General features: G+C 72.4%; 22 protein-coding genes. 15 read left to right on the forward strand and 7 right to left on the reverse strand.

Annotated elements, in window-relative coordinates:
* Positions 1–201: 201 nt before the first annotated feature.
* Positions 202–534, reverse strand: coding sequence for a hypothetical protein (locus tag ABZ840_RS28135; protein WP_361563625.1), 333 nt, complete (start codon positions 532–534; stop codon positions 202–204).
* A gap of 281 nt (positions 535–815) precedes the next feature.
* Between ABZ840_RS28135 and ABZ840_RS28140 the strand changes: the two genes are divergently transcribed.
* The 4 genes from ABZ840_RS28140 (at position 816) to ABZ840_RS28155 (ending at position 4,243) form a co-directional block, all read left to right on the forward strand.
* On the forward strand, positions 816–1,226 hold the full coding sequence (locus ABZ840_RS28140; RefSeq protein WP_361563628.1) for a hypothetical protein: 411 nt from the start codon (positions 816–818) through the stop codon (positions 1,224–1,226).
* Positions 1,227–1,235: 9 nt separating this feature from the next.
* Positions 1,236–1,907: an MOSC domain-containing protein gene (locus ABZ840_RS28145; RefSeq protein ID WP_361563631.1), complete on the forward strand. Its 672-nt coding sequence runs from the start codon at positions 1,236–1,238 to the stop codon at positions 1,905–1,907.
* Between the two features lie 166 nt (positions 1,908–2,073).
* Positions 2,074–3,285: a hypothetical protein gene (locus tag ABZ840_RS28150; protein WP_361563634.1), complete on the forward strand. Its 1,212-nt coding sequence runs from the start codon at positions 2,074–2,076 to the stop codon at positions 3,283–3,285.
* Positions 3,275–4,243: a hypothetical protein gene (locus tag ABZ840_RS28155; RefSeq protein WP_361563636.1), complete on the forward strand. Its 969-nt coding sequence runs from the start codon at positions 3,275–3,277 to the stop codon at positions 4,241–4,243. Before ABZ840_RS28150 ends, ABZ840_RS28155 begins: the two co-directional genes overlap by 11 nt.
* A 41-nt stretch (positions 4,244–4,284) precedes the next feature.
* Here the strand turns inward: ABZ840_RS28155 and ABZ840_RS28160 are convergent, their stop codons facing one another.
* Together ABZ840_RS28160 and ABZ840_RS28165 are read right to left on the reverse strand one after the other, a co-directional pair.
* Positions 4,285–5,154: an SDR family NAD(P)-dependent oxidoreductase gene (locus tag ABZ840_RS28160; RefSeq protein WP_361563638.1), complete on the reverse strand. Its 870-nt coding sequence runs from the start codon at positions 5,152–5,154 to the stop codon at positions 4,285–4,287.
* A 178-nt stretch (positions 5,155–5,332) separates the two neighbouring features.
* Positions 5,333–6,358, reverse strand: a complete 1,026-nt coding sequence (locus ABZ840_RS28165; RefSeq protein ID WP_361563640.1) for an AraC family transcriptional regulator — start codon at positions 6,356–6,358, stop codon at positions 5,333–5,335.
* Between the two features lie 152 nt (positions 6,359–6,510).
* Here ABZ840_RS28165 and ABZ840_RS28170 point away from each other — a divergent pair, with 152 nt between their 5' ends.
* The 4 genes from ABZ840_RS28170 (at position 6,511) to ABZ840_RS28185 (ending at position 11,503) form a co-directional block, all read left to right on the forward strand.
* Positions 6,511–8,124, forward strand: coding sequence for an NAD(P)/FAD-dependent oxidoreductase (locus ABZ840_RS28170; RefSeq protein WP_361563643.1), 1,614 nt, complete (start codon positions 6,511–6,513; stop codon positions 8,122–8,124).
* Positions 8,121–9,101, forward strand: a complete 981-nt coding sequence (locus tag ABZ840_RS28175; protein ID WP_361563646.1) for an alpha/beta fold hydrolase — start codon at positions 8,121–8,123, stop codon at positions 9,099–9,101. Before ABZ840_RS28170 ends, ABZ840_RS28175 begins: the two co-directional genes overlap by 4 nt.
* Before the next feature lie 3 nt (positions 9,102–9,104).
* A complete protein-coding gene (locus ABZ840_RS28180) occupies positions 9,105–9,962 on the forward strand; it encodes an alpha/beta hydrolase (RefSeq protein WP_361563649.1) in 858 nt (285 codons plus the stop codon).
* A 122-nt stretch (positions 9,963–10,084) separates the two neighbouring features.
* Positions 10,085–11,503 carry an amidohydrolase family protein gene (locus ABZ840_RS28185; RefSeq protein WP_361563652.1) on the forward strand — a complete coding sequence of 473 codons (1,419 nt, stop codon included), beginning with the start codon at positions 10,085–10,087 and terminating at the stop codon, positions 11,501–11,503.
* Positions 11,504–11,519: 16 nt separating this feature from the next.
* Here the strand turns inward: ABZ840_RS28185 and ABZ840_RS28190 are convergent, their stop codons facing one another.
* A complete protein-coding gene (locus ABZ840_RS28190; protein ID WP_361564071.1) occupies positions 11,520–11,990 on the reverse strand; it encodes a DUF6194 family protein in 471 nt (156 codons plus the stop codon).
* A gap of 45 nt (positions 11,991–12,035) precedes the next feature.
* Here ABZ840_RS28190 and ABZ840_RS28195 point away from each other — a divergent pair, with 45 nt between their 5' ends.
* Positions 12,036–12,797 (forward strand): MerR family transcriptional regulator, encoded by a 762-nt coding sequence (locus ABZ840_RS28195; protein WP_361563655.1) that lies wholly within the window; start codon positions 12,036–12,038, stop codon positions 12,795–12,797.
* Between the two features lie 6 nt (positions 12,798–12,803).
* Here the strand turns inward: ABZ840_RS28195 and ABZ840_RS28200 are convergent, their stop codons facing one another.
* Positions 12,804–13,559 carry a PIG-L deacetylase family protein gene (locus ABZ840_RS28200; RefSeq protein ID WP_361563657.1) on the reverse strand — a complete coding sequence of 252 codons (756 nt, stop codon included), beginning with the start codon at positions 13,557–13,559 and terminating at the stop codon, positions 12,804–12,806.
* A 448-nt stretch (positions 13,560–14,007) separates the two neighbouring features.
* Between ABZ840_RS28200 and ABZ840_RS28205 the strand changes: the two genes are divergently transcribed.
* From ABZ840_RS28205 to ABZ840_RS28230, 6 genes are all read left to right on the forward strand, one after another.
* Positions 14,008–14,760 (forward strand): GntR family transcriptional regulator, encoded by a 753-nt coding sequence (locus ABZ840_RS28205; protein ID WP_361563660.1) that lies wholly within the window; start codon positions 14,008–14,010, stop codon positions 14,758–14,760.
* Positions 14,761–15,020: 260 nt separating this feature from the next.
* Positions 15,021–16,712, forward strand: a complete 1,692-nt coding sequence (locus ABZ840_RS28210) for an APC family permease (protein WP_361563663.1) — start codon at positions 15,021–15,023, stop codon at positions 16,710–16,712.
* A 269-nt stretch (positions 16,713–16,981) separates the two neighbouring features.
* Positions 16,982–17,161 carry an SPOR domain-containing protein gene (locus ABZ840_RS28215; RefSeq protein WP_361563665.1) on the forward strand — a complete coding sequence of 60 codons (180 nt, stop codon included), beginning with the start codon at positions 16,982–16,984 and terminating at the stop codon, positions 17,159–17,161.
* A 51-nt stretch (positions 17,162–17,212) separates the two neighbouring features.
* A complete protein-coding gene (locus ABZ840_RS28220) occupies positions 17,213–17,623 on the forward strand; it encodes a (deoxy)nucleoside triphosphate pyrophosphohydrolase (protein ID WP_361563668.1) in 411 nt (136 codons plus the stop codon).
* 225 nt (positions 17,624–17,848) lie between these two features.
* The gene (locus tag ABZ840_RS28225; RefSeq protein ID WP_361564074.1) at positions 17,849–18,220 is read left to right on the forward strand and encodes an ATP-binding protein; all 372 of its coding nucleotides are present in this window, start codon (positions 17,849–17,851) and stop codon (positions 18,218–18,220) included.
* A gap of 290 nt (positions 18,221–18,510) precedes the next feature.
* Positions 18,511–21,198 carry a SpoIIE family protein phosphatase gene (locus tag ABZ840_RS28230; RefSeq protein ID WP_361563671.1) on the forward strand — a complete coding sequence of 896 codons (2,688 nt, stop codon included), beginning with the start codon at positions 18,511–18,513 and terminating at the stop codon, positions 21,196–21,198.
* A 24-nt stretch (positions 21,199–21,222) separates the two neighbouring features.
* On the opposite strand, the gene ABZ840_RS28235 is transcribed toward ABZ840_RS28230, so the two are convergent.
* Positions 21,223–21,996 carry a succinate dehydrogenase/fumarate reductase iron-sulfur subunit gene (locus tag ABZ840_RS28235; protein WP_361563674.1) on the reverse strand — a complete coding sequence of 258 codons (774 nt, stop codon included), beginning with the start codon at positions 21,994–21,996 and terminating at the stop codon, positions 21,223–21,225.
* Positions 21,993–23,939 carry a fumarate reductase/succinate dehydrogenase flavoprotein subunit gene (locus ABZ840_RS28240; RefSeq protein WP_361563676.1) on the reverse strand — a complete coding sequence of 649 codons (1,947 nt, stop codon included), beginning with the start codon at positions 23,937–23,939 and terminating at the stop codon, positions 21,993–21,995. Before ABZ840_RS28240 ends, ABZ840_RS28235 begins: the two co-directional genes overlap by 4 nt.

A 23,939-nucleotide genomic window follows, 5' to 3' on the forward strand; every position in this document is an offset into this window, starting at 1 on the left:
GATCACCGTCTGGATATTGCCCTGCGCATCCGCCGACGCACCCGTGTCGTACGAACGACGGTCCTGACCCGCAGCACCCATCAACACTCACTCCCCGTGAAAGTTCCATCAGCTCGACGGCCCGGCTGCCGGGGTCCGTCGAAGGATCGAAGAATCAACGGCCCGCCGTCCGTGGTGAGAGCGGGCCGGAATCCCTGTGGCTCAGCGGCCGCCGAACCGGGCCGCGTCGAAATTGGCCGACGACATCTGCGTGCGGGCGTTGTCGCCGTGCTCCTGGTCACCCGAGCTGAACGCCGAGTCCATGCCCTTCTGGCCGCCGAGGATTCCCGAGAGCGAGCTCTGCAGCGAGGACGCGATCTCGTCGGAACGGGCCTTGAACTGGTCGAAGGCCGCCTTGCCGGAACCGTTGAACTTGCCCTCCAGAGGGGCGGCGGCGTCCACGAGCTGGCGGATCAGTCCGCCGAGGTCCTCGCTCGATCCCCGCGACTTCGTCTGCAGGGTCGACAGCACCTGCGCACCCATGTCGAACTTCATCTGGCTCCCCCTGCCGGGCTGGACGGCTACATAAGCGGAGTCATGTCTATCAAGCCGTTATGGGCGGTGCAATCGAGGGTAGGGGGGCGTAGCACACCCGTGACACGGCCGATGCCGCCACGAAAGTGCCTAATGAGGACATGTCCACAGTTAGTGGCTGCGTGCATTCGTTCGCCACTCGGGACGGCGCCTCCGACGCGTAACCGGAACTTCATCGCGGTGCCTCGCACCCAGGTCGAGGCCATGAGCGATGCCGCGAGGCCATGAGTGATGCTGAGGCCATGAGCGATCTGTACGCCGTGGACCTTGCCCTGGACCTCCGGGCCTCCGTACCGGACACCTTGCTCGCCGACCTGCGGTGGCATCTCGACCCCGGGGACCGTGAGGTGGACGGCATGTTCCCGGTGCTCGCGGAGCGCGGTCCGGCGGTACGCATCGGCGGGGTGCTGATCGGCGAACTCGTCCAGAAGCCCGGCGGATACGGGCAGGAGCCCGGAGGCTGGGCTCTGACGGTGCGGCAGGAAATTCATGCCGAGGTTCTGCCGGAATTCGAGGCACTCGTGGAACGTCTTGCGCCGCATTCCCGGACCGTGGGAGTCGTCGGCCAGGTGCGTTTCTACGAGGATGACGTCCCCGAGCTGCTGATCAACGACTCGGGCACGCTGACGAAAAGCACTTGCCGGGCGGCATAGGTTCGGATCATGGAGATCCTCAGTGTGAATGTCGGGGTGGCGAGGGCGGTCGAGTACACCGATGCGCCGTCCGGGACGACAGGTATCGACAAGCGGCCGGTGGGCGGGCCCGTGCGGGTGGCGGCGCCCGGGCCGGCCGGGGTCGGGGCGAGCGGGGTGGCCGGGGACGCGGTCTGCGACCTGCGGTTCCACGGGGGCGACGACCGGGCCGTCTACGCGTTCGCCCGCGAGGAACTGGACGACTGGGAGCGGGAGTTGGGGCGGCCGCTCGTCGACGGGGCGTTCGGCGAGAACCTCACCACGGTCGGCATGAATCTGCGTGACGCGCTCGTCGGCGAGCGGTGGCGGATCGGGGACGAGGTCGTGCTGGAGGTGACGGGCGGCCGGATTCCGTGCCGTACGTTCGCCGGCTGGCTCGGCGAGAAGGGCTGGCTGCGGCGGTTCACGCTCGCGGGCTCGCCAGGGGTGATGCTGCGCGTCGTACGGCCCGGGGAGTTCCGGGCCGGGGACGCGGTCGAGGTGGTGGACCGGCCCGAGCACGACGTGACCGTCGGGCGGCTGTTCCGCGCCGTGACGACCGAGCGCAAGACGCTGCCGGACATGCTGGCCGCCGCACCGTGGATGGAACGCGAGCAACTGGAGATCGCCCGCAAGTACGCGGCCAAGTACGGGGACGGGTGAGAGGGGTGCAGAAGCGGCGCGGTGAGAGGGGGAGTTGAGCTGAGCTGCGCATGGTGCGTGTGCGGCCTGTAGTGCACACTGGTGAGCGGTCTGTGATCGGTGCTCGTGCTGGTGCGGAACGCCCCAGCGGTGGCGCTGATGACATGTGTTTTCGGGGGATCTCACGGTGAACCGCGTTCTGTCCGTCCTGCTGGCCGGCAGTTCCGCCGCGGCCCAGGCCGGCCTGTTGTTCGGGTTCGTGCCGGTGTGCCGCCGGGTCCTGGCGGTCCAGGAGCTCTGTCTCACCGGGCAGGCCAGACTGCTCGGCCTGGATGCCGTCGGGTTCGTCGTGCGGGACCCAGGCCACGTCGGCGGGTGGCTGCCTCAGCTTCTCTTCGTCGTGGTCTGCGCCGCGCTGACCTACGCCGTACTGCGGAGCGCGCCGGGGCTGCGGCCGCGGTGGGGTACGTGCCTGGCGCTGCTCGGAGCCGCGCTGCTGGCCGCGGGGGCCGCCGATCTGATCGGACCGGTCCTGCATCCGCTGGAGTGGACGTACCTGCCGACGTCCCATGACCAGCTCGTGCTGGCCCGGCAGACGGGCGGCTCCGGCGGGTCCGCGCAGTTCGCCCTCCTGTTCTTCTGGATGCCGATTCTGACGTGGGCGGAACTGTGGATCCTGCGGCACTGGGCGCCGGTACGGGAACTCCTGCGGGTGACCGGCGAAACCGGTGACGAAGAGCCGGTGACGCCGGCGCTCGGCACGCGGCGTGAGTGCTGGGAGGCGGTGTTCGCGGCGCTCATTCCGGCGGTGCTGCTCGCGGTCGCGGGCGGTCCCGTCCTGCGGCACATGAACGTACGCCGGTTGGAACAGGAGCCCGCCCTCACCTTCGACCCCGAACTCTGGCTGCCGTACCGGCCGCCGGAACCGGCGGACGAGTGGAGCGGAATCCTCTACCCGGCGCTGCGGCTGCGCCCCCTGCCGACGGAGACCACCACCGGATGGCTGGCGACGCTCCTGGTCTGCCTGGTGCTGCTGGTGGCGCTGGCGGTGGCGCTGCGTGCCGTGATGCGGCGCGCCGACGCCCGGCGCCCGCTGCGCCTCTTCATGCGGTGCTGGTACGCGACGCTGCTCGCCGCGGTGGCGGCCGCCGTCGTGGAGGGCGCTGTCGTGGGCGGTGACGACAAGGACAGCGCGCTGCCGTGGCCGCTGGCTCCGCGGCAGGATTCGACGGACGCTCTCACGTCGTTCGACCTGGCCATCGGTGACGCCGTCCGGTTCGGCACGGCGTGGGGCTGGGCCACGGGCGCCGCGTGTCTGGTGGCCGTTCTGGTGATGAGACGTCGGGGGCACGGTACGGAGCCGGCCCCGGAGGAGGTACGAACCGGCCATGCCCAGTAACCGACCGGCGGCCCGGAGGAACGGGAACGGGGCCCTGACCCGGGCCAGCGTCCGCCGCGGTGGCCGGCCCCGGCCCGCCCCCGAGGAACGCCCGAGCCGGCTGCGCTTTCTGCGCAGCCCCGCCACCTGGCTGGCCGGGATCCTGCTGAGCGTGGCGGCCGTGACGTTCCAGGACGTGCTGGTGGGCGCGGCGAAGTCGGTGTTCTCGCTCGACCGGCTGCCGGACCGGATCTCGCCGGAAGGCGCCATCGACGTCGTCGAGGTGCAGGACGTCAAGGAGAACGGCACGTACGTGATCCGCGGCGGCAAGAGCGACGGAGCCGCCGCGGCGATGCTCGGTACGCCGAACTGGCGGGAGAAGGCGGACGTCGTCGACGTCGGGGCCTCCGAGTGGATGGTCACCCTGGAGGGCCGCGCCGCCCAGCAGGTGCGGATCACCGACATCGTGCCCGAGGTGGAGGGCGGACAGTGCGGGGCGCCGCTCGGCGGCACGCTCGTACTCAGTCCGAGCCAGGGCGAGGCGCACGTCATCCCGCTGGAGGTCGCCGTCGACTCGCCGACGCCCAGGATGATGACCACCACCACGACCGCCAAGGGCGTCGACAAGAGCGAGCCGTACTTCACCGGCCCGCACGCCAAGCACATCACGCTCAAGCAGAACGAGAGCGAGGCGTTCCTGATCCACGCCACGTCGAAGCAGGGCCACTGCCGCTGGCGGTACCGGATCCACTACCAGGTGGCCGGCACCCCGGCGGAGATGGTCCTCAGCCGCCCGGACAACAAGCCCTTCGAGATGACCGGCGAGCTGCCGCGCGGCGCCGGGTACCGCGCCGTTCACTTCCCGCCCTTCCTCTGCCCCGGTGTGAAGCAGCAGGGCAAGTGGCTCACGGCCACCGGCGAGGCGTACGCCCGGGCCCGGAGCGAGGGGAAGCACGAGCCCTGCCCGAAGAAGGGCTGACGGGCAGCCAGAACCCGTCGGACGTCAGGGCTGACCTGGCGTCAGGACTTCGCTGTAGCCGTCGCCCTGCGGCCCGCCGCCGGCCTCAGCCGGTTCATGACGTTCATGTACGAGGCGGGGAAGAGGCGGGCCAGCACGTCGGGGACGACGGCGGACGGGGCGATGAGGAGGCGGGGGCGGCGGGTGCGGACGGCGGTCAGGATCTGCTCGGCCGCCTTGTCGGCGGGGTAGGTCAGCAGCTTCGCGAAGGACTCCTTGCCCGCGCGGATCTCGGCCTCGGTGGTTCCGGCGGCCAGCCGGGCGGTCTCCGCGATACGGGTGCGGATGCCGCCGGGGTGGACGGTGGTGACGCCGGTGGCCCGGTCGGCGAGCTCGTGGCGGAGCGACTCGCTGAAGCCGCGCAGGGCGAACTTGCTGGCCGCGTACGCCGACTGGCCGGGCGGCGCGATCAGCCCGAACAGGCTGGAGAGGTTGACGATGTGGCTGCCGGGCGTGCGCAGCAGGTGCGGGAGGAAGAGGCGGGTGAGGGCCACCGGGGCGCGGAAGTTGATGGCCATGACCCAGTCGAACTCCTCGGCCGTCAGCTGCTCGAACCGGCCGCCGAGCGCTACCCCCGCGTTGTTGATGAGCAGGGTGATCCGTGGGTGCGCCGCGGTGATGCGGGCGACGAGGGCGTCCAGGCCCGCGGTGTCGGCGAGGTCGGCCACGTGCGTGTCGACGGGCAGGGCCGGGTGGTCCTTGCGTATCCGGTCGGCGACCGTGGCCAGCCGGTCGGCGTCCCGGTCGATGAGGACGAGACCGCTGCCGCGCGCGGCGAGGCCGTAGGCCATGTGCTCGCCCATTCCGCTCGCCGCGCCGGTCAGGACCGCGGTGCCGCCGGCGAACCGGTAGGGGGCGAGAGCTGCGGGCATGGGCTCCTCCAAGGGGCTCGGCGGCCGTGCGGCCGGCGGCGGGCGGTCTGCGGGCGGCATCAGTCAGGCACCAGTCTGCCCGGGGAGGGCGGCACCGTACTTGACCTTGCGCGACAGACGCTTGTCCCTGCGCGACAGCGACTCATCCCTTAGCTGCTCATCCTTGCGCGACAGCCCCCTACCCCTGGGCGACATCTGTCGCGGCGTCCCCGCGCCGCACCGCCGTCGGCGACACCCCCCACCAGCGTCGGCAGCACCGGCTGAGGGCCGACTGTTCGGAGAGGCCGAGGAGGGCGGCGATCTGGGTCATGGGGAGGGCGGTGCCGGTGAGGTAGTGGCGGGCCGCCTGGCGGCGTACGTCGTCGAGGATCGCCGCGTACGTCGTGCCTTCCTCGCGCAGCCGGCGTTGCAGGGTGCGCGGGTGGATGCTGAGCAGCCGGGCGACCGCGCCGATGTCGGGCGGGGCCGTGCCCAGCGACTGCTGCACCGCGCCGCGGACCCGGAGGACGAGGCTGGCCCGGTCGCCCGGCGCCTGTTCCGCGAGGAAGGCCAGGGCGAGCTGGCGCAGGTGTTCGTCGCCGCCCGCGAGCGGCCGGTCGCCGAGGCTCTTCGGTACGCGGAGGAGGGCGGCGGGGCGGCCGACGCGTACGGGGGCGCCGAAGAATTCCTCGTAGACGGCGAGGGGCGCGGCGGGGCGGTAGGGGAGTTCGACGGTGCGCAGGCCGTACGGGCCGTCGACGAGGAACTGGATGGCGCGGTGGAGGAAGCCGAGACCCAGGTCGGTGCCCTGGACGGGGGCCGGGAGGCCGGGGTGCGGGCCGTAGCGCAGCGCGGCGATGCCGGGCGCTTCGTACGGGTCGGGTTCGAGGGTGAGGCTGAGGGCCTGCGCGTGGACGAAGAGGTAGCGCGAGGTGCATTCGAGGGCGTCGGCGACGGTGGGCGAGTTCTGGATCGCCAGGGCCAGCGCGCCCAGCATGCCGAAATCCTGCCGGGACGCGACGCGGAGCCCGAGGTCGGGGCGGTCCAGCGCGGTGGCGGCGAGCTCCAGGACCTCGGTCACGGCGAGGTCGTCGACCAGCAGGTCGTCGGTGTCCAGCGCCGCGACGGGCAGGCCGGTGGCCGTGGCGTACTCCTCGGCGTTGCCGCCCAGCTCGGCGACGGTCGCCCGGAAGCCGCGCAGCCCCGCCGACCTGATCATCGACATGCCGACCCCGTCACGGGTGCGCCGGGCTGGTCGCTGACATGTCGTTCAGGGCCAGGCGCATGTCGTTGAGGGGCGGAGACATGTCGTTCAGAGTCAAATACGTGTCGTGTGAAGTCAAGAACGCCGCCGGGCGCGTTCCGCAGACTGTGACCATGACGACTTCCGCAGGCTCGCAGCCGACCTCCGAGCGCCCGGCCGACGGGCGCCCGCTCCCCGAGCACCTCGACGTCGTGATCGTCGGCGCCGGCCTCTCCGGCGTCGGCGCCGCCTACCGGCTGCGGACCGAGTGTCCCGGCCGGTCGTACGCGCTCCTGGAGGCCCGCGACGCCATGGGCGGGACCTGGGATCTCTTCCGGTACCCGGGCATCCGCTCGGACTCGGACATGTTCACCCTCGGCTACCCCTTCAAGCCGTGGCGGGACGCGAAGTCCATCGCCGACGGACCCTCGATCCTGCGGTACATCAAGGAGACGGCGGCCGAGTTCGACATCGACCGGCACATCCACTACCGCACGAAGGTGGTTTCGGCGGACTGGTCGACCGCGGACGCGCGGTGGACGCTGACCGTCGAGCGGCGGCCGGAGGGCGCGCAGGGAGAGCCGGTACGCACCACTCTGACCTGCGACTTCCTGTACTCCTGCGCGGGGTACTACGACTACGAGCGGGGGCACGCGCCGGAGTTCCCCGGGATCGAGAGCTACACCGGGACCGTCGTGCACCCGCAGTTCTGGCCCGAGGACCTGGACTACGCGGGCAAGCGCGTCGTCGTCATCGGCAGCGGGGCCACCGCCGTCACGCTCGTCCCCGCGATGGCGGGGCGGGCCGACCGGGTCACGATGCTGCAGCGCACGCCGACGTGGATCAGCGCCGTACCGGGCCGGGACCGGATCGCCGACAAGCTGCGGAGCGCGCTGCCGGCGGGCGTGGCGCACCGCGCCGTCCGCACCAAGAACATTCTCTTCGGCATCGGCTTCTACCAGTTCTGCCGGCGCCGCCCGCAGGCCGCGCGGAAGCTGCTGACCCGCCTGAACACCCGGGTCCTGAAGGACGAGCAGGCGGTGCGGGACCACTTCACGCCGTCGTACGACCCGTGGGACCAGCGGCTGTGCGCGGTGCCGGACGCGGATCTGTTCAAGGCGCTGAAGCAGGGCCGGGCCGAGGTCGTCACCGACCACATCGACAGCTTCGTGCCCGAGGGCATCCGGCTGGCGTCGGGCAAGGTGCTGGAGGCGGACGTGGTCGTCACTGCCACCGGGCTGCAGCTGCTCGCCTTCGGGGGCATCGCGCCACGGGTCGACGGGCGGCCGGTCGAGCTGTCGCGGCAGTTCGTGTGGCGCGGCGCGATGATGACCGGCGTGCCCAACTTCGCCGTGTGCATCGGCTACACCAACGCCTCCTGGACGCTCCGCGCCGACCTCACGTCGCGGCTGGTGTGCAAGGTGCTGAACTTCATGGACCGGAACGATTACGCGGCGGTGGTGCCGGAGCCCGGGCGCCCGCTCGCCGAACGCCCGCTCCTCGACCTGGCCGCCGGGTACGTCAAGCGCTCCATCGACGCCTTCCCGCGCCAGGGCGACCGCGGGCCGTGGAAGGTACGCCAGAACTACGTGCTCGACGCCGCCACGACGATGCGCACCAACCTCCGGCGTTCGCTGAAGCCCACGCCCCGCGCGGCGGTGCGCGGCCGGCCGCAGGCACCGGGCCGGGCGCCGGGGCACGCGCCGGGCCGGCCGCAGGCGCACACGCGAGCCGAGGCCGCCAAGTGACCGCCGCCGACGCGATCTACGTGGAGGTCGGCGGGCACCCCGTCCGGGTACGCGTCAGCGGCCCGGCCGACGGCCCGCCGGTCGTATTGCTGCACGGCATCGCCCGCAGTCTGGAGGACTGGCAGCTCACCCACGACCTGCTCGCCGCGCGCGGGTACCGGGTCCTCAGCACCGACCTGCCGGGCTTCGGGCTGACCCGCCGCATGCCGGGCCGCGCCGGGCTCGCCACCTTCGCGCGGGCCGTGGTCGGGGTGCTGGACACCCTCGGCGAGCGGCGGCCCGTACACCTGATGGGCAACTCGCTCGGCGGCGCGGTCGCCATGACCGTCGCCGCCGAGCACCCCGGCCGGGTGGCCACCCTCGTGCTCGCCAACAGCGCCGGCTTCGGACGCGAGGCCAACCTCTCGCTGGGCTCGATGGGGTACGCGGTGCTGGCCGCGCTGCCCGGGATCGGTAGGCGGTTCCGGGGACGGGCGAGGGCGGCCGGTGTCCAGGTCAACCGGGACCTGTTCCACGACCCGCGGCACGCCACCGAGGAGATGATCCGGCACGCGGGAAAGGTCGGCGGGCAGCCGGACTTCCGGGGCACGTTCGTCGCCACGCTGCTGAGCCTGGGCGTGCCGGCCCTCGGGACGTACCCCGGCTGGCGCCGCGCCCTGCTGGCACGGACGGCGGCGGCCCGGGTGCCCACGCTGGTCGTCTGGGGCGACGCGGACAAGGTGCTGCCGGTCACGCACTTCCACGCCGCGGTGGCCGCGCTGCCGCACGCCCGCAGCCATCTTTTCCCGGCCACGGGGCACATGCCCCAGATCGAACGGGCGGCGGACTTCGCCGCGCTGGCGGCGGGGTTCCTGGACTCCGCGGCGGACCGCCCGAAGGATGGTGCCGAGGACGCCGCCGGGGCGGACACCGGGGCCGCGCCCGTGGCGGGGCGCCGGACGAGGCCCGGTGAGAGGTACGGCGAAGGGATGACGTGACGGATGGCGGGGACGCGGCGGACGGTCTCGGAGGCACCGGCACCGGCACCGGCACCGGCACCGGAGGCCGCACCGGTCCCCGCCCCGCTGCGCGCCCGGTACGCGGTCACCCGCTCCGTGGTGGCCGGCCGCCCGGCCCTGCGGCTCACCCCGCGCCGTGGGGCCACCGGCCGGCACCTGCTCTACACGCACGGCGGCGCGTACGCCTTCCCGCTGCAGGAGCCCCACTGGTGGCTCCTCCAGCACGCCGCCAAGGACACCGGCGTCACCCTCACCGTCCCGCTCTACCGGCTCGCGCCCGAGGGTGACGCGCGGCAGGCGTACGCCCTGCTGCGTGAGGTCTACGAGGGCCTGTGCGCCGAGGCGGGGCCCGGCGCCGTCACGCTCGGGGGCGACTCGGCCGGCGGCGGGCTCGCGCTCGGCCAGGCCCTCACGTACCGGGACACAGGCGCCGGCCGGCCCCGCCAGGTGCTGCTGTTCTCGCCCTGGCTGGACCTCACCATGTCGCATCCCGCGCTGCCTTCCCTCGAACCGTTCGACCCGCTGCTGCGCACCGAGGACCTGATCGAGGCGGGGCGGCTGTGGGCGAACGGCACCGATCCGCGCGACCCGCTGCTCAGCCCGCAGTTCGCCGACGTGACCGGACTGCCGCCGGTGCACGTCTTCCAGGGCGGTCGGGACCTCTTCGCCGCCGACGCGCGGCTGCTGGCCGAGCGGCTGGAGGCGGCCGGGAACGGCGGAACGTTCACCTTCGAGCCGGAGGGGGAGCATGTGTATGTGAGCGCCGTGTGGACGCGTGAGTCGCGCCGCTCGCTCGCGGCGGTGCGAGGACTGCTGCGGAGCAGCTCGGCGCGGGCCTGACGTACGGTCAACTCGTGTATTGATACGAGCAATCGGTGGGGCCGGTCGGTAGAACTGACAGAGAGTCAGTTGGCTGGAAGTCGCCTCTCGGGGGCGAGTGTTACCCGCGGTACAACGGCGGAATGAGTTTTCCGAAACTGACGCGCAGAACGGTTCTGGCAGGTCTGGGAAGTGTGCCGCTGGCCGCGGGCATCGCCGGCGCGGCGCCACGGCCGGAGGCACCGCCGAGACCCGGCGACGGCGGGCGCGGCACCCTCCTGCGCGGCGCCGACCTCGTTCTCACCATGGACCCGGATCTCGGGAAGGGCGAGCTGGGCGCCCTGGAGAACGCGGACGTGCTGATACGCGGCGGCCGGCTGGCCGCGGTGGGCCACGGCCTCACGGCGCCGGCGGGCGCCCGGGTGATCGACGCGCGCGGCAGGCTCGTCCTGCCCGGCTTCGTCGACCTGCACAACCACCTGTGGCAGTCCAGCATCCGCGGCGGCTGCGCCGACCAGGACCTGAACGGCTGGCTGGCCGCCTGCAACCGATCGACCCTCCCGAAGATCGACCCGGCGGACATGTACCGCTTCGTCCACCTCGCCGCCCTGGACGCCCTCCAGGCCGGCGTCACCACCGTCGTCGACTGGGTGCACGCCATCCCGTACGACACCAGCGAGAGTTACGTACGGGCGCTGGACGACACCGGCCTGCGCTTCGTGTACGCGATGACCCAGAACGCCGGCACGATCGACCTGATCCCCCGGGTGAAGAAGGAGCTGCTGGACCCGCTGCCGCTGGCCTCCGCGCAGGTCTCGGTGCACGCGGGCATGCGGGCCGTACCGGAGCTGCGCCGCTTCCGGGAGGTCGCCGACGACCTCGGCACCATGCTCAACTCCCACGTCCTGGAACACCGCGACGACCGCGCCGACGACCCGATCCGCTCGCTCCGCGAGGCCGGCGCCTTCGGCCCCCGGCTGCTCATGAACCACGCGATCCACCTCACGGACGAGGAGATCGCGCTCACCGCCGACCACGACGTACGGGTGGCGCACTGCCCGCTCAGTAACATGCGGCTGGCCTCCGGCATCATGCCGCTGCCCGCGATGCACCGGCGCGGGGTCCGGGCCGGGCTCGGCCACGACGGCGGGACCAACGACACCTCCGACATGTTCAACGTCATGAAGGCCGCGGTCGGGCTGCAGCGGGCACGCCACGAGGACGCCGAGATCCACCCCACGATCCCGGCCGTGCTGCGGATGGCGACCCTCGGCGGCGCCGAGTGCATCGGCATGGCCGACCAGGTCGGCTCCCTCACCCCCGGCAAGCGTGCCGACGTCCTCGTCCTCGACCCCGGCACCCTCAACTTCGCGCCCCGCTTCGACTGGGTCAGCCAGATCGTCCTCAACGGCCAGCCCCCGAACGTCTCCTACGTCTTCGTCGACGGGCAGCTGCGCAAGGCGCACGGGGAGCTGGTCGGCGTCGACACCGAAGAGGTCGTCCGCGAGGCGGAGCGGGCGGCGGGGCACGTGCGGGACGCGCGCGCCGGAACCGCCGTATAGGGCCGCGCCGCACGCGTCAGTCCGGCGACCGCTCCGGTCCGTGCCGCCGCTCGAACCGGGTGCGAGCAGCGTCGTGAGCGCCGCGCAGGAGGTGCACGACCGTGTCCGTCGTCTTCCCGCCGGGATTGACGACGGACACCCAGCCGAGCGCGCCGTACACCGGATGAGGCAGCACGCTGTCGGCGGCCGTGTGGTCGCGGGGGCCGCCGCCGCCCGGCTCCTCCCCGGTGAGCTGCCGGAACGCCGCACGGCCGACGTGCACGTTCACCCGCCAGCGGCCCGGAGGATCGAGGTCGGAAGCCTCGTCGCCGGGGTAGTTCTTCGTGACGATCGTCCCGTACGGCTGAACATTCCGGGGCACGTCGCCGTCGGGGGCGTAATAGAAGAACGCGTCCCCCCGAGCGAGCTCGGGAAAGTCGCCGCCCGGCGCCGGGAGAACCACGAGCGCGCCGTCCAGAGCCCGCACGGCCGCGATGATCTGCTCCATACTCATGGTTCAAGCATCAGCTTCAAGTGCTTATGTGGGGTCGGCATGACGGACGAGCCGGCGGACGGTCCGCTCCGGACGGCCGATGTCGCCAGGGAGACGGGGTACTCGGTACAGCAGGTGCGCGACCTGGAGCGGCTGGGGGTCCTTCCCCCGGCTCCCCGCTCGGCCAACGGCTACCGCACGTACGCGCCGGTCCACGTGCACGCGCTGCGGGCGTATCGCGGACTCGCGGGTGCCGTCGGGCCGGTCGCGGCCCGGCAGCTGCTCTCGGAGCTGCGCACCGCGACGCTCGCGGAGGCGGCCTCGGCGGTCAGTGCGGTCCATGTCCGGCTCGCGCGGGAGCGCGACGAGGCGCTGCGCGCTCAGCAAGCGCTGCGTGCGATCAGGGCCGAGGCGGACACGCCCGGGGACGAGCGGGAGGCCGACGCGATGACGATCACGGAGCTGGCCGCGGCGCTCGGAGTCCGCCCTTCGACCCTGCGCTTCTGGGAGCAGGAAGGACTCATCAGCCCCGAGCGGGTGACGTCGCTGCGCGCACGTCGCTACGGTCCTCAGGTCATCGGGGCGGCCCGCATCGTCGCGGCCCTCCGCAGCAGTGGTCACGGCATCCCCGCAGTGCGCGAGATCATGGGCGCCCTGCACCGGCTCGACGGCCTGGAAGAGACTCGGCGCATCCTGCGGCAGCGGCTCGACCGGATCGCCGCACGTACCGTGGCGCTGCTCCGTGCGGGCGCGGACCTGGCGGCCGTCGTCACGTCAGGGGAGGGGACGACGACCACCCAGGAGGCCCGGCGGCGTTCCTGAAAGCGCTCAGCGGGGGAAGACCTCGAAGGTGACGGCCGGGCGGTCGCCCGCCGCCCCGAGCATCTGCTCGATGAAGTCACGGGCGTAGGTCTCCGGGGCCTCGGCCCCGCTGTTGAGGCCTTCGATGTACGCGCGGTGCTCGGCGAGCGAGGCGATGGCGCGCTCGATGCCGGGGCCGACCTCGACGGCGTGCGTGGGGTGCGGCGAGCCCGCTACCGCCACCCGGCGCACGCCGTTCCAGGGCGCGAGCCCGTGCTCCTCGAACAGCTCGGGGAAGATCCAGCGGTTGCCCGCGTCGCCCGGCGCGTCCAGGACGGCCCGCCCGACCACCCGGTGGTCGGGCGTGTTCCAGTGCACCCCGCCCCAGGTGTCGTGGTGGTTGATGGTGAGCAGCAGCTCCGGGCGGTGCCGGCGGATGGCCGCCGCCAGGTCGCGGCGGAGCGGCAGCCCGGCCTCGATGACGCCGTCGGGGTGGTGCAGGAACTCCACGTTCTGCACGCCGACCGCCGCCGCGCTCGCCCGCTGCTCGGCCTCGCGGACCACCGCGCACTCGTCCGGGCCGATCCCGTCGATGCCCGCCTCGCCATGGGTGACCAGCAGGTACGTGACCTCGCGGCCGGCGTCCGTCCACTCGGCGACCGCAGCGGCCGCGCCGTATTCGAGGTCGTCGGGGTGGGCGACGATCGCCAGGGCACGCTCCCAGTCGTCGGGCAGCGGGGTGAGGCCGGCCGGTCCGGAGGAGGTGGGGTCGGGTGCGGGCACGGGGGGCTCCTTTCCCGGGACGGCGCACGCGTGCGCCGACTCCCTGAACGGCGTGCCGACGGCGGCGTACGCCTTCGCCGATCCTCCCACGGGGCCCCGGGGAGATGGCCGGAAACCGGCCCGTGCGACGCGGCTGATCCTCGCCGGTCGGGAGGCGGGCACAGGAGGGCCGGATGGTGCGGATGCGGCTGCACTTGCGAGGGGGTGTGCGGATGCATATGCGTACGCGAGGGAGAGAGGGCGCCGGTGACGCGAGGGACGCGCCGATCTCGCGGGCTCACGAGGGGTGTCGGCGCTCGGCAGAGGCGCGCGCCGGGGCGCGCGGGACCCCGCTCGTATGCCTGCTGAGCTGCGTTTCATCACATCGGGTGAATAAGTGGCCCAGGCTTGCGGGTGACAACGGTGGGTTGCCACGCTGTTGCTGACTGTCAAGCCCTTGGGAGGGCATGTGCCTTTCGGTGAGCAGCCCGCGTACCTTCGCGTCGCCGGTGACCTGCGTCAGAAGATCGTCGACGGCGTGCTGCCGCCGCACACCCGCCTCCCCTCACAGGCCCGCATCCGCGAGGAGTACGGCGTTTCGGACACCGTCGCGCTGGAAGCACGCAAGGTGCTGATGGCCGAAGGGCTGGTGGAGGGCCGCTCGGGATCGGGCACCTACGTCCGGGAGCGCCCCGCCCAGCGCCGCGTCGCCCGCGCCGGCTACCGCACCGGGGCCGGCGCGACGCCGTTCCGCCAGGAGCAGTCGGACGAGAAGGTCAAGGGCACCTGGGAGTCCAGCAGCGAGCAGGACGAGGCGAGCGAGGCCGTAGCGGACCGGCTGCGCATCAGGCCGGGCGAGCGGGTCATGCGCACCCACTACCTCTTCCGCACCGAGGGCGAGCCGGCGATGCTCTCCACCTCCTGGGAGCCGCTGGAGGTGACCGGGCGGACCCCCGTGATGCTGCCCGAGGAGGGGCCGCTGGCCGGGCGCGGCGTGGTCGAGCGGATGGCCGCCATCGACCTGATCGTTGACAACGTCGTCGAGGAGGTCGGAGCGCGGCCGGGGCTGGCCGAGGAGGCCATGGCGCTGGGCGGGGTCCCCGGGCACACGGTCCTGGTCGTCTCGCGGACGTACTACGCGGGCGGCCGCCCCGTGGAGACCGCCGACGTGGTCATGCTCGCCGACCGGCACCGGGTCGCGTACCACCTCCCGGTGAAGTGAGGGTGACGGCAGGCGTCGCAATGCGCCGCAATGCCCAACTTCCGCCGCTCACCGTGCGTACCGGCACGTAACCTCCCACTCCGGCAGCCTTTCTGGGGCTATTTGTCCGCATTTGCCGGATGGGAGGTGATGTTGAAAAACTCACACCCCCTCAGTGAGCGGGGGTATTTGACCCTTCCTTGGATTCCGATCTTCCGTTTCGCTTTTACGATGGCGAAGTTTGTGCACGGCCGTGGGGGAAGATCAGGAGACCAAGCACGTTGAGCACGCCGAAGACCTCGAGCGCGGAGCAGGGCTCCCACTCGAACTACCGCAGGTCCCTCGGGACCATCGCCCTGACGGCCACGGGACTTGGGTCGATCATCGGCTCCGGCTGGCTGTTCGGGGCCGAGCGGGCCGCCGCCATCGCCGGCCCCGCCGCCATCCTGGCCTGGGTCATCGGCGCGGTCGTCGCGCTCACCATCGCCCTCACCTACAGCGAGCTGGGCGCGATGTTCCCCAAGGCCGGCGGCATGGTCCGGTACGGCCAGTACTCGCACGGCTCGCTGGCCGGCTACCTGGCCGCCTGGGCCAACTGGATCGCGATTGTCTCCGTCATCCCCGGTGAGGCGACCGCTTCCGTCCAGTACATGAGCTCCTGGGACTTCGGCTGGGCGCAGGGCCTGTACGACGGCAAGGAGCTCACCGGCTCCGGCGTCGCGTGCGCCAGCGTGCTGCTGGTCTTCTACTTCTTCCTGAACTGGTTCGCGATCACGCTGTTTGCGAAGACCAACACCGCGATCACGGTCTTCAAGGTCGTCGTGCCGATCATGACCGCGGGCGCGCTCATGCTGGCGCACTTCGACACCGGCAACGTGAAGCAGTTCGGCGGCTTCGCCCCGAACGGCTGGAGCGCGGTCTTCACCGCCGTCGCCCTCTCCGGCATCGTCTGGGCCTACAACGGTTTCCAGTCCCCGCTGAACATGGCGGCCGAGGCGCGCAACCCGGGCAAGTCGCTGCCCAAGGCGGTCATCCTCTCCATCGTGATCGCGCTGGTCATCTACCTGGCGCTCCAGGTCGCCTTCCTGATGGGTGTACCGGCCCAGGACCTGACCGAGGCCGGCAGCTGGGCCGGGCTCGGCTTCAACTCCCCGCTCGCCGACCTCTCGCTCGCCTGGGGCCTGAACTGGCTGGCGATGCTGCTGTACGCGGACGCCTTCATCTCCCCGTCCGGCACCGGCATGATCTACGCCGCCACCACCTCGCGCATGATCCACGGCGTGCAGGAGAACGGCCACCTGCCCGGCATCTTCGGCAAGGTCGACAAGAAGACCGGTGTGCCGCGCCCGGCCCTGGTCCTCAACCTGGTCATCGCGTTCCTGTTCCTCGCGGTCTTCCGCGGCTGGGGCTCGCTCGCCGAGATCGTCTCCATCGCGACGGTCATCTCCTACATCACGGGCCCCGTCGCCGTGATGTCGCTGCGCCGCCTCTCGCCGGACCTCAAGCGCCCGGTGCAGCTGCGCGCCATGCCCGTCATCGCGCCGATCGCCATGGTCTTCGGCTCGCTGGTCCTCTACTGGGGCCGCTGGCCGCTCACCGGCAAGGTCATCCTGATCATGGCCGTCGGCCTGCCGGTCTGGGCCTGGTACGAGCTGCGCAAGCCGTGGGCCGAGCTGAAGCCGCACCTGAAGGCCGGCTCCTGGATGGTGGCGTACCTCCTGGTGATGGCCGCGGTGTCGTACTGCGGCGGCACGGAGTTCGGCGGCCGCGGCTTCATCCCGCAGGGCGTGGACCTCGCCGTCGTCGTGGTGATCGCCCTGGCCTTCTACTACTGGGGCGTCCGCAGCTCCTGGCGCAACCCGTCGCTCGTGGCGGCCGAGGCCGAGGCGCTGGCCGCCGCTGAGCAGGACGCGGACACCGACGGTGACGGCAAGGGCCGCGGCCCGGCCGAGAAGGTCGGCGCCGGCGCCTGATCCGCCGCCCGCACACCGCCCGGCCGCCCGGCACCTCCTCGGTGCCGGGCGGCCGTCGTTCGTGGGCCTTCCGGGCCGTCCGTCCGTGGTGCGCGGGACGCCTGTTATCGCATGTGGACGGTGGCATGGCCGGTTCGGTGTCTCTTTGTGCAAAGACGTATCCGTTGCGTGAAGGTCGGGCGTAGGCTCGGGCATATGCGGAACGGGTTTTCGGTGTTAGTGCAGGACGGGCGCGCTACCGCGCGCAGGACGGCGGACGGAGGAGCGCGATGACCGACAGTGGCGTCGTACTGCCGTGGCTGGTCATCCGCGAGGACGACAACGGCAACCGCTACCGCGTCGGCCGGTACGCCACTCGCGCGGAGGCGGAACAGGTCGCCGAGCGGCTCGACGACCGCGGACACCAGCGGCTCTACGTGGTCGAGCGGGTCGACCGCGCCACCGCCTGAGGCCTCCGGGTCCGGGGAGGAAGGGGAGCGGGGCCGCATAAGCTGCGGCGCATGAGTGCGGTACGCGTGGTGGTGGGCGGAGCGGTGCTGGACCGGGGGCGGCTGCTGGCCGCGCGGCGGAGTGCGCCGCCGGAGCTGGCCGGCCGCTGGGAGCTGCCCGGCGGCAAGGTCGAGGAGGGTGAGACGCCCGAGCAGGCGCTCGTGCGGGAGCTGCGCGAGGAGCTGGGCGTGGCCGTGGAGCCGCTGGCGCGCATCCCGGGGGAGTGGCCGCTGAAACCCGGACTGGTGCTCCAGGTGTGGACCGTACGGCTGGTCTCCGGGACTCCGCGGCCCCTTCAGGACCACGATGTGCTGCGCTGGCTGGCGCCCGGCGAGGAAGGGGCGGTGGACTGGCTGGACCAGGACCGGCCGGCCGTGGCGGAGGCCGTGCGCAGGCTCACGAGGCAGGGGGCGCTCGACTGATCGGCTACGCCGTTCGCGCCACGATGCACCGCGATGACCCTCTTGGGGCGATAACCGAGCCCTGATATCGGGTATGTGCTGATTAACCCCCCCTCAAAATGTACAAAACCGCCGGGGGAGCATCGGGCTGGGGAAGTGATCGGCGTGAGCGACAGCGCAGCGGCAGGGCCCCCGGGGTCTCCTGCGTCGCAGGCCCGCCGCCTCGGTACGGCCGCGGTCCCCCCGATCGCGGAGTGGAGCTTTCCCGCCGAGCCGGGCGTGGTCCGTACGGCCCGCGCCATGGTCCGCGAGACGCTGCACGACTGGGATCTGGAGCCGGCGGTGGACGTGGCGGTCCTCCTGGTCAGCGAGCTGGTGACGAACTCCCTGCGGTACGCCAGCGGGCCGATCGGCGTACGCATCGTCCGGCTGCGCGGGGGTGACCTCCTCGTGGAGGTGTCCGACCCGCTGCCCGACCCGCCGCGCGAGCGCACGGCGGCCCCCGACGACGAGGGTGGCCGGGGACTGCAGCTGGTGGCATGCAGCGCCCGTCGTTGGGGCACCCGACGGGGCAGGAGCGGTAAGACGGTGTGGTTCGAGCTCGCCGAGACCGGTTGAGGCACGCCGGACGGCCGCGCCCCCTGCGGACCGTGAGCAGAAATCACTGCTTCGTGCCTGGTGGGGAGGTTGGAGCGCACCGTGGCTGGTTATGAGTCAGGGTGGGTCACGATCGTTGCGAATTCATCGAGATCTTGTCGATGACCTGCGATCGAGACTGTGCTGTGATCGTGAAGACCGTGTTCCGGATAGCCGTGTTGCTGGATACTCGGCCTGTCCGGTCCGGGCACGATGAGCTGGAGGGGACGGGGCTCGTGAGCGAGATGTCAGCGGGTGAGGAACACCCTGCGATGAGGGATGGGTCGGGCCGTACGGCTGCACCGGACGGTCCGCCGGTCTGGCAGAGCAGCGCGCCCGGATCGATCTATGACTACATCCGTGTCGCCTCCTTCGCCCTCGGACCCGACGGCCGCATCGAGCAGTGGAGCCGCCGCGCCGCCGACATGCTGGGCATCCCCGCCAAGGACGCCATCGGCCAGGACCCCGTGGAGGCCTTCGTCCCGCGCGAGCTGCGCGAGGCCGGCCACCGCACGGTCAGCGAGATCCTCGACGGCCGCGAGTGGACCGGCCTGGTGCCCTACCGCACGGGCCCGGACGCCCCCGTCGACGGCCTCGCCGAGATCTACGTCATGCCGTCCGAGACCGGCAGTGGCGAGCGCGCCGCGGTCTGCCTCGTCGTGGATGTCCGCGCGCTGCGCGGCATCGAGACCGACCTGGCCGCCGCGCAGGCGGTTTTCGGACAGTCCCCCATAGGCTTCATGCTCTTCGGCACGGACCTGCGGCTGCGCCGGGTCAACGAACGCTTCGCCACCGTCTTCGGCGGCACGCCGAACAGCTTCTGCGGCGCGGCGCCCGAGGACTACCTCCCCCGCCCCGAGGCCGACCGGCTCAACGCCGCGCTGCGCAGGGTCCTGGAGACCGGTGAGCCGGTCGCCGAGATGCAGCTGATCGGCACCCCGCACGGCGAGGAGGAGCGCCGCCGCTGGTCGGTGTCGCTGTACCGGCTGCACAGCGCCAGCGGCCGCCCCATCGGCGTCGCCGCGCTCGCCTCCGACGTCACGGGACGCCGCCGCGCCGAGCGGGAGGCCGCCAACGCCCGCCGGAACCTGGCGCTGCTGAACGAGGCCGGGGCGCGGATAGGCAACTCCCTGGACCTGGAGACCACCGCGCGCACGCTCCTGGACGTCGCGGTACCGCAGTTCTGCGACCTTGCCTCGGTCGACCTCTACCAAGGGCTGCTGGCCGGGGACGAGGCGCCGCCCGGCATGGCCGACGGCAGCGCCGAGCTGCGCCGGGTCGCCTTCGCCAGCGCCGTGTCCGACGGGCCGCTGCCCCAGGGCGGCAGCGGCGGCGGCGTGCCCGGCGGGGACGCGGCGGACGACGACGGCACGGTCGCGGTCGGCGCGGTGCACCGCTTCCCCTTCAACTCCCCCTGCGCGGGCGCGCTCCGCACCGCCCAGGCGCAGATCATCCCGGGCCGGGAGACCGACGAGCGGCCCGAACTGGGCAGCGCCGTCGTGCACTCCACGCTCGCCGTGCCCATGGTCGCCCGGGACACCGTCGTCGGCCTGGTGCAGTTCTCCCGTACGAAGGGCAGCGAGTCCTTCGGCGAGCGGGACACGGCCCTCGCCGTGGAGCTGGCCGCGCGCGCCGCCGTCTGCATCGACAACGCCCGGCTGTACCGCCGCGAGCACGAGCGCGCGCTGATCCTCCAGCGCAGCCTGCTGCCGCCCGGCGACCCCGAGGCGGCGGGCCTGGACATCGCCTGCCGGTATCTGCCGGGCACGACCGCCACCGAGGTCGGCGGCGACTGGTTCGACGTCATCGAGCTGCCCGGCCACCGCACGGCGCTGGTCGTCGGCGACGTCATGGGCCGCGGCCTGCGCGCCGCTGTCGCCATGGGAGAACTCCGTACGGCGGTACGTACGTTGGCCCTGCTGGACCTGGAGCCCGCCGAGGTGCTCTCGGCGCTCGACGAGATCGCGCGCGGGCTCGGTGCCACGGGCAGCGGGGCGCGCTCGGGCCCGCGGGGGCGCGGAGCGGAGGGCGACGCCGGGCCGGACGCGGGCGCGGAGACCGGTGCAGGGGCCGGTGCGCAGGCGGGCGCGGGTGCCCATGTGGGCTCCCGGCGCACCGACCGGGCCGCCGACCTCTCCGAGGTCTACCTCGCCACGTGCGTGTACGCCGTCTACGACCCGGTCACCCGGCGCTGTACGTTCGCCAACGCCGGCCATCTGCCGCCCGTCCTGGTGGAGGAGGGCGAGGACGCCCTGCTCCTCGACGTACCGCCCGGCATGCCGCTGGGCGTCGGCGGCGAGCCCTTCGAGGAGACCGAGGTCGAGCTGCCGGACGGGGCGCTGCTCGCGCTGTACACCGACGGCCTGGTCGAGTCCCGGGACCATCCGCTCGAGGAGGGGCTGCAGGCGTTCCGCGCGGCCCTGTCGGCGGCGGGCCGGCCGCTGGAGGACGCCTGCGACCACGTGCTCTCCGCGCTGGACACCCGGCACGGCGAGGACGACATCGCGCTGCTGATGGCCCGGGTGCACGGCCTGCCCAAGGACGCGGTGGGCGACTGGAGCCTCGCGCCCGAGGCCCGCTCGGTCGCCCGCGCCCGCGAACTGGCCCGCGACCAGCTCACCGACTGGGGCCTGGAAGCCCTGGTCGACACGACGGAGCTGCTGGTCAGCGAGCTCGTGACCAACGCGCTGCGGCACGGCCACGGTGACATCCGGCTCCGCCTGCTGCTGGACCGCACCCTGGTCTGCGAGGTCTGGGACGCCGATCTCGCCCAGCCGCGGCGGCGGCGCGCGCGGGACACCGACGAGGGCGGCCGCGGCCTCCAGCTGGTCGGCCTCCTCAGCCGGGGCTGGGGCAGCCGCCGCACACCCCGCGGGAAGACCGTCTGGTTCGAGCTGGACCTGCCCGACGGCGACACCAAGCCGGTGGACCCGGCGGACGCGCTGCTCAGCCTGTTCTGAGCAGCGCGCCCCGCCCGGGGGAGGTCACCCCGAGCGGCGCCGGCGGATCGTCTTCCCCAGCCACACCAGGGGGTCGTACTTACGGTCCACGGCCCGCTCCTTGAGCGGGATCAGCGCGTTGTCGGTGATCCGGATGTGCTCGGGGCAGACCTCGGTGCAGCACTTGGTGATGTTGCAGTAGCCCAGGCCGTGGGTCTCCTGCGCGGCCCGCTTGCGGTCCAGGCCCTCGCCGGCCGCGGCGTCCAGCGGGTGCATGTCCAGCTCGGCGACGCGCATCAGGAAGCGGGGGCCGGCGAACGCCTCCTTGTTCTCCTCGTGGTCACGGACGACATGGCAGGTGTCCTGGCAGAGGAAGCACTCGATGCACTTGCGGAACTCCTGCGCGCGCCCCACGTCCTCCTGCTGCATCCGGTACTCGCCGGGCTTGAGGTCGGCGGGCGGGATGAACGACGGCACCTCGCGGGCCTTGGCGTAGTTGAAGGAGACGTCCGTGACCAGGTCGCGGATGACGGGGAAGGCCCGCATGGGGGTGACGGTGACGGTCTCCGCGCGGTCGAAGACCGACATCCGCGTCATGCACAGCAGCCGCGGCCGGCCGTTGATCTCCGCGCTGCACGAACCGCACTTTCCGGCCTTGCAGTTCCAGCGCACCGCCAGGTCCGGGGCCTGGGTCGCCTGCAGCCGGTGGATGATGTCCAGCACCACCTCGCCCTCGTTCACCGTGACGGTGAAGTCGCCGAGGCTGCCGCCCGCCGCGTCCCCCCGCCACACCCTGAAGTGCGCGTCGTACGAACTCACGAGCTCAGCTCCTCGTCCGTCAGGTACTTCGCCAGTTCGTCCCGCTCGAACAGCTCCACGAGGTCGCCCCGGATCGCCGGCATCTCCCGCCGCTCCAGCCGGATGTGCGCGAGCGCCGGGTCCTCGGGCAGTCCTGGTCGGCCGTCGGTCGTGGCCAGCCGGCACAGCAGGTTGACCCGGCGCCAGCGGCGGTCCATCTCGGGGTGGTCGTCCCGGGTGTGGCCGCCCCGGCTCTCCTTGCGCTCCAGCGCGGCCCGCGCCACGCACTCGCTGACCAGCAGCATGTTCCGCAGGTCCAGGGAGAGGTGCCAGCCCGGGTTGTACTGCCGGTGGCCCTCGACCCCGGCCCGCCGGGCCCGTACCCGCAGGTCCGCCAGCTTCTCCAGCGCCTGCTCCATCTCCGGCTCCCGCCGGATGATGCCGACCAGGTCGTTCATCGCCTGCTGGAGTTCCTGGTGCAGGGTGTACGGGTTCTCCGCCGGGACCCCGGCGGAGGGCGTGCCCGAGCCCTCCGCGCTGAACGGCCGCAGCGCCTCCGCCTCCGCGGCCCCGGTCTCCAGCGGGTCCACGGCGGGCCGCTCGCCGGCGGCCAGCGCCGCGGCGTACTCCGCCGCGTACATCCCGGCCCGCCGCCCGAAGACGAGCAGGTCGGAGAGGGAGTTGCCGCCGAGCCGGTTGGAGCCGTGCATGCCGCCGGCCACCTCGCCCGCGGCGAAGAGGCCGGGGACGCCGGTCGCCGCCGCGGTGTCCGGGTCGACGTCCACGCCGCCCATGACGTAGTGGCAGGTCGGCCCGACCTCCATCGCCTCCGCCGTGATGTCCACGTCCGCCAGCTCCTTGAACTGGTGGTGCATGGACGGCAGCCGGCGCCGGATCACGTCGGCGGGCATGCGGGTGGAGACGTCCAGGAAGACGCCGCCGTGCGGGGAGCCGCGACCGGCCTTGACCTCGGCGTTGATGGCCCGTGCGACCTCGTCGCGGGGCAGCAGCTCGGGCGGGCGGCGGTTGGTGTCCGGGTCCTCGTACCAGCGGTCGCCCTCGTCCTCGGACTGCGCGTACTTCTCCTTGAAGACGTCCGGGACGTAGTCGAACATGAAGCGCTTGCCGTCGCTGTTGCGCAGCACGCCGCCGTCGCCGCGGACCGACTCGGTGACGAGGATGCCCTTCACCGACGGGGGCCAGACCATGCCGGTGGGGTGGAACTGCACGAACTCCATGTTGACCAGCGGCGCCCCGGCGAGCAGGGCCAGCGCGTGCCCGTCGCCGGTGTACTCCCAGGAGTTGGAGGTCACCTTGAAGGACTTGCCGATGCCGCCGGTGGCCAGCACCACGGCGGGGGCCTCCAGGATGAAGAACCGCCCGGACTCGCGTTCGTAGCAGAACGTCCCGGCGACCCGGTCGCCGTCCTTGAGCACCCGGGTGACCGTGCACTCCTGGAAGACCTTCAGGCGGGCGTCGTACGCGCCGTGGTCGCGCTCGTCCTCCTGCTGCAGCGAGACGATCTTCTGCTGGAGGGTGCGGATCAGCTCCAGCCCCGTACGGTCGCCGACGTGGGCGAGGCGTGGGTACTCGTGCCCGCCGAAGTTGCGCTGCGAGATGCGGCCGTCCGGGGTGCGGTCGAAGAGCGCGCCCCAGGTCTCCAGCTCCCAGACCCGGTCCGGGGCCTCCCGGGCGTGCAGCTCGGCCATCCGCCAGTGGTTCAGGAACTTGCCGCCGCGCATGGTGTCGCGGAAGTGGACCTTCCAGTTGTCGCCCTCGTTGACGTTGCCCATGCTGGCCGCGATGCCGCCCTCGGCCATGACCGTGTGGGCCTTGCCGAACAGGGACTTGCAGATGACGGCCGTCCGCATGCCCTGCTCGCGGGCCTCGATGGCGGCCCGCAGCCCGGCGCCGCCGGCGCCCACCACGACCACGTCCCAGGCCTGCCGTTCGACTTGCGTCAT

The organism is Streptomyces sp. NPDC047117 (assembly GCF_040643545.1).
Classification (GTDB): Bacteria; Actinomycetota; Actinomycetes; order Streptomycetales; family Streptomycetaceae; genus Streptomyces.

Bases quoted from the DNA above. Each gene is read 5' to 3' on its own strand.
- ABZ840_RS28135 (WP_361563625.1), bottom strand. From the start codon at position 534: ATGAAGTTCGACATGGGTGCGCAGGTGCTGTCGACCCTGCAGACGAAG.
- ABZ840_RS28140 (WP_361563628.1), top strand. From the start codon at position 816: ATGAGCGATCTGTACGCCGTGGACCTTGCCCTGGACCTCCGGGCCTCC.
- ABZ840_RS28145 (WP_361563631.1), top strand. From the start codon at position 1,236: ATGGAGATCCTCAGTGTGAATGTCGGGGTGGCGAGGGCGGTCGAGTAC.
- ABZ840_RS28155 (WP_361563636.1), top strand. From the start codon at position 3,275: ATGCCCAGTAACCGACCGGCGGCCCGGAGGAACGGGAACGGGGCCCTG.
- ABZ840_RS28160 (WP_361563638.1), bottom strand. From the start codon at position 5,154: ATGCCCGCAGCTCTCGCCCCCTACCGGTTCGCCGGCGGCACCGCGGTC.
- ABZ840_RS28165 (WP_361563640.1), bottom strand. From the start codon at position 6,358: ATGTCGATGATCAGGTCGGCGGGGCTGCGCGGCTTCCGGGCGACCGTC.
- ABZ840_RS28170 (WP_361563643.1), top strand. From the start codon at position 6,511: ATGACGACTTCCGCAGGCTCGCAGCCGACCTCCGAGCGCCCGGCCGAC.
- ABZ840_RS28180 (WP_361563649.1), top strand. From the start codon at position 9,105: ATGGCGGGGACGCGGCGGACGGTCTCGGAGGCACCGGCACCGGCACCG.
- ABZ840_RS28185 (WP_361563652.1), top strand. From the start codon at position 10,085: ATGAGTTTTCCGAAACTGACGCGCAGAACGGTTCTGGCAGGTCTGGGA.
- ABZ840_RS28190 (WP_361564071.1), bottom strand. From the start codon at position 11,990: ATGGAGCAGATCATCGCGGCCGTGCGGGCTCTGGACGGCGCGCTCGTG.
- ABZ840_RS28195 (WP_361563655.1), top strand. From the start codon at position 12,036: ATGACGGACGAGCCGGCGGACGGTCCGCTCCGGACGGCCGATGTCGCC.
- ABZ840_RS28215 (WP_361563665.1), top strand. From the start codon at position 16,982: ATGACCGACAGTGGCGTCGTACTGCCGTGGCTGGTCATCCGCGAGGAC.
- ABZ840_RS28220 (WP_361563668.1), top strand. From the start codon at position 17,213: ATGAGTGCGGTACGCGTGGTGGTGGGCGGAGCGGTGCTGGACCGGGGG.
- ABZ840_RS28230 (WP_361563671.1), top strand. From the start codon at position 18,511: ATGAGGGATGGGTCGGGCCGTACGGCTGCACCGGACGGTCCGCCGGTC.
- ABZ840_RS28240 (WP_361563676.1), bottom strand. From the start codon at position 23,939: ATGACGCAAGTCGAACGGCAGGCCTGGGACGTGGTCGTGGTGGGCGCC.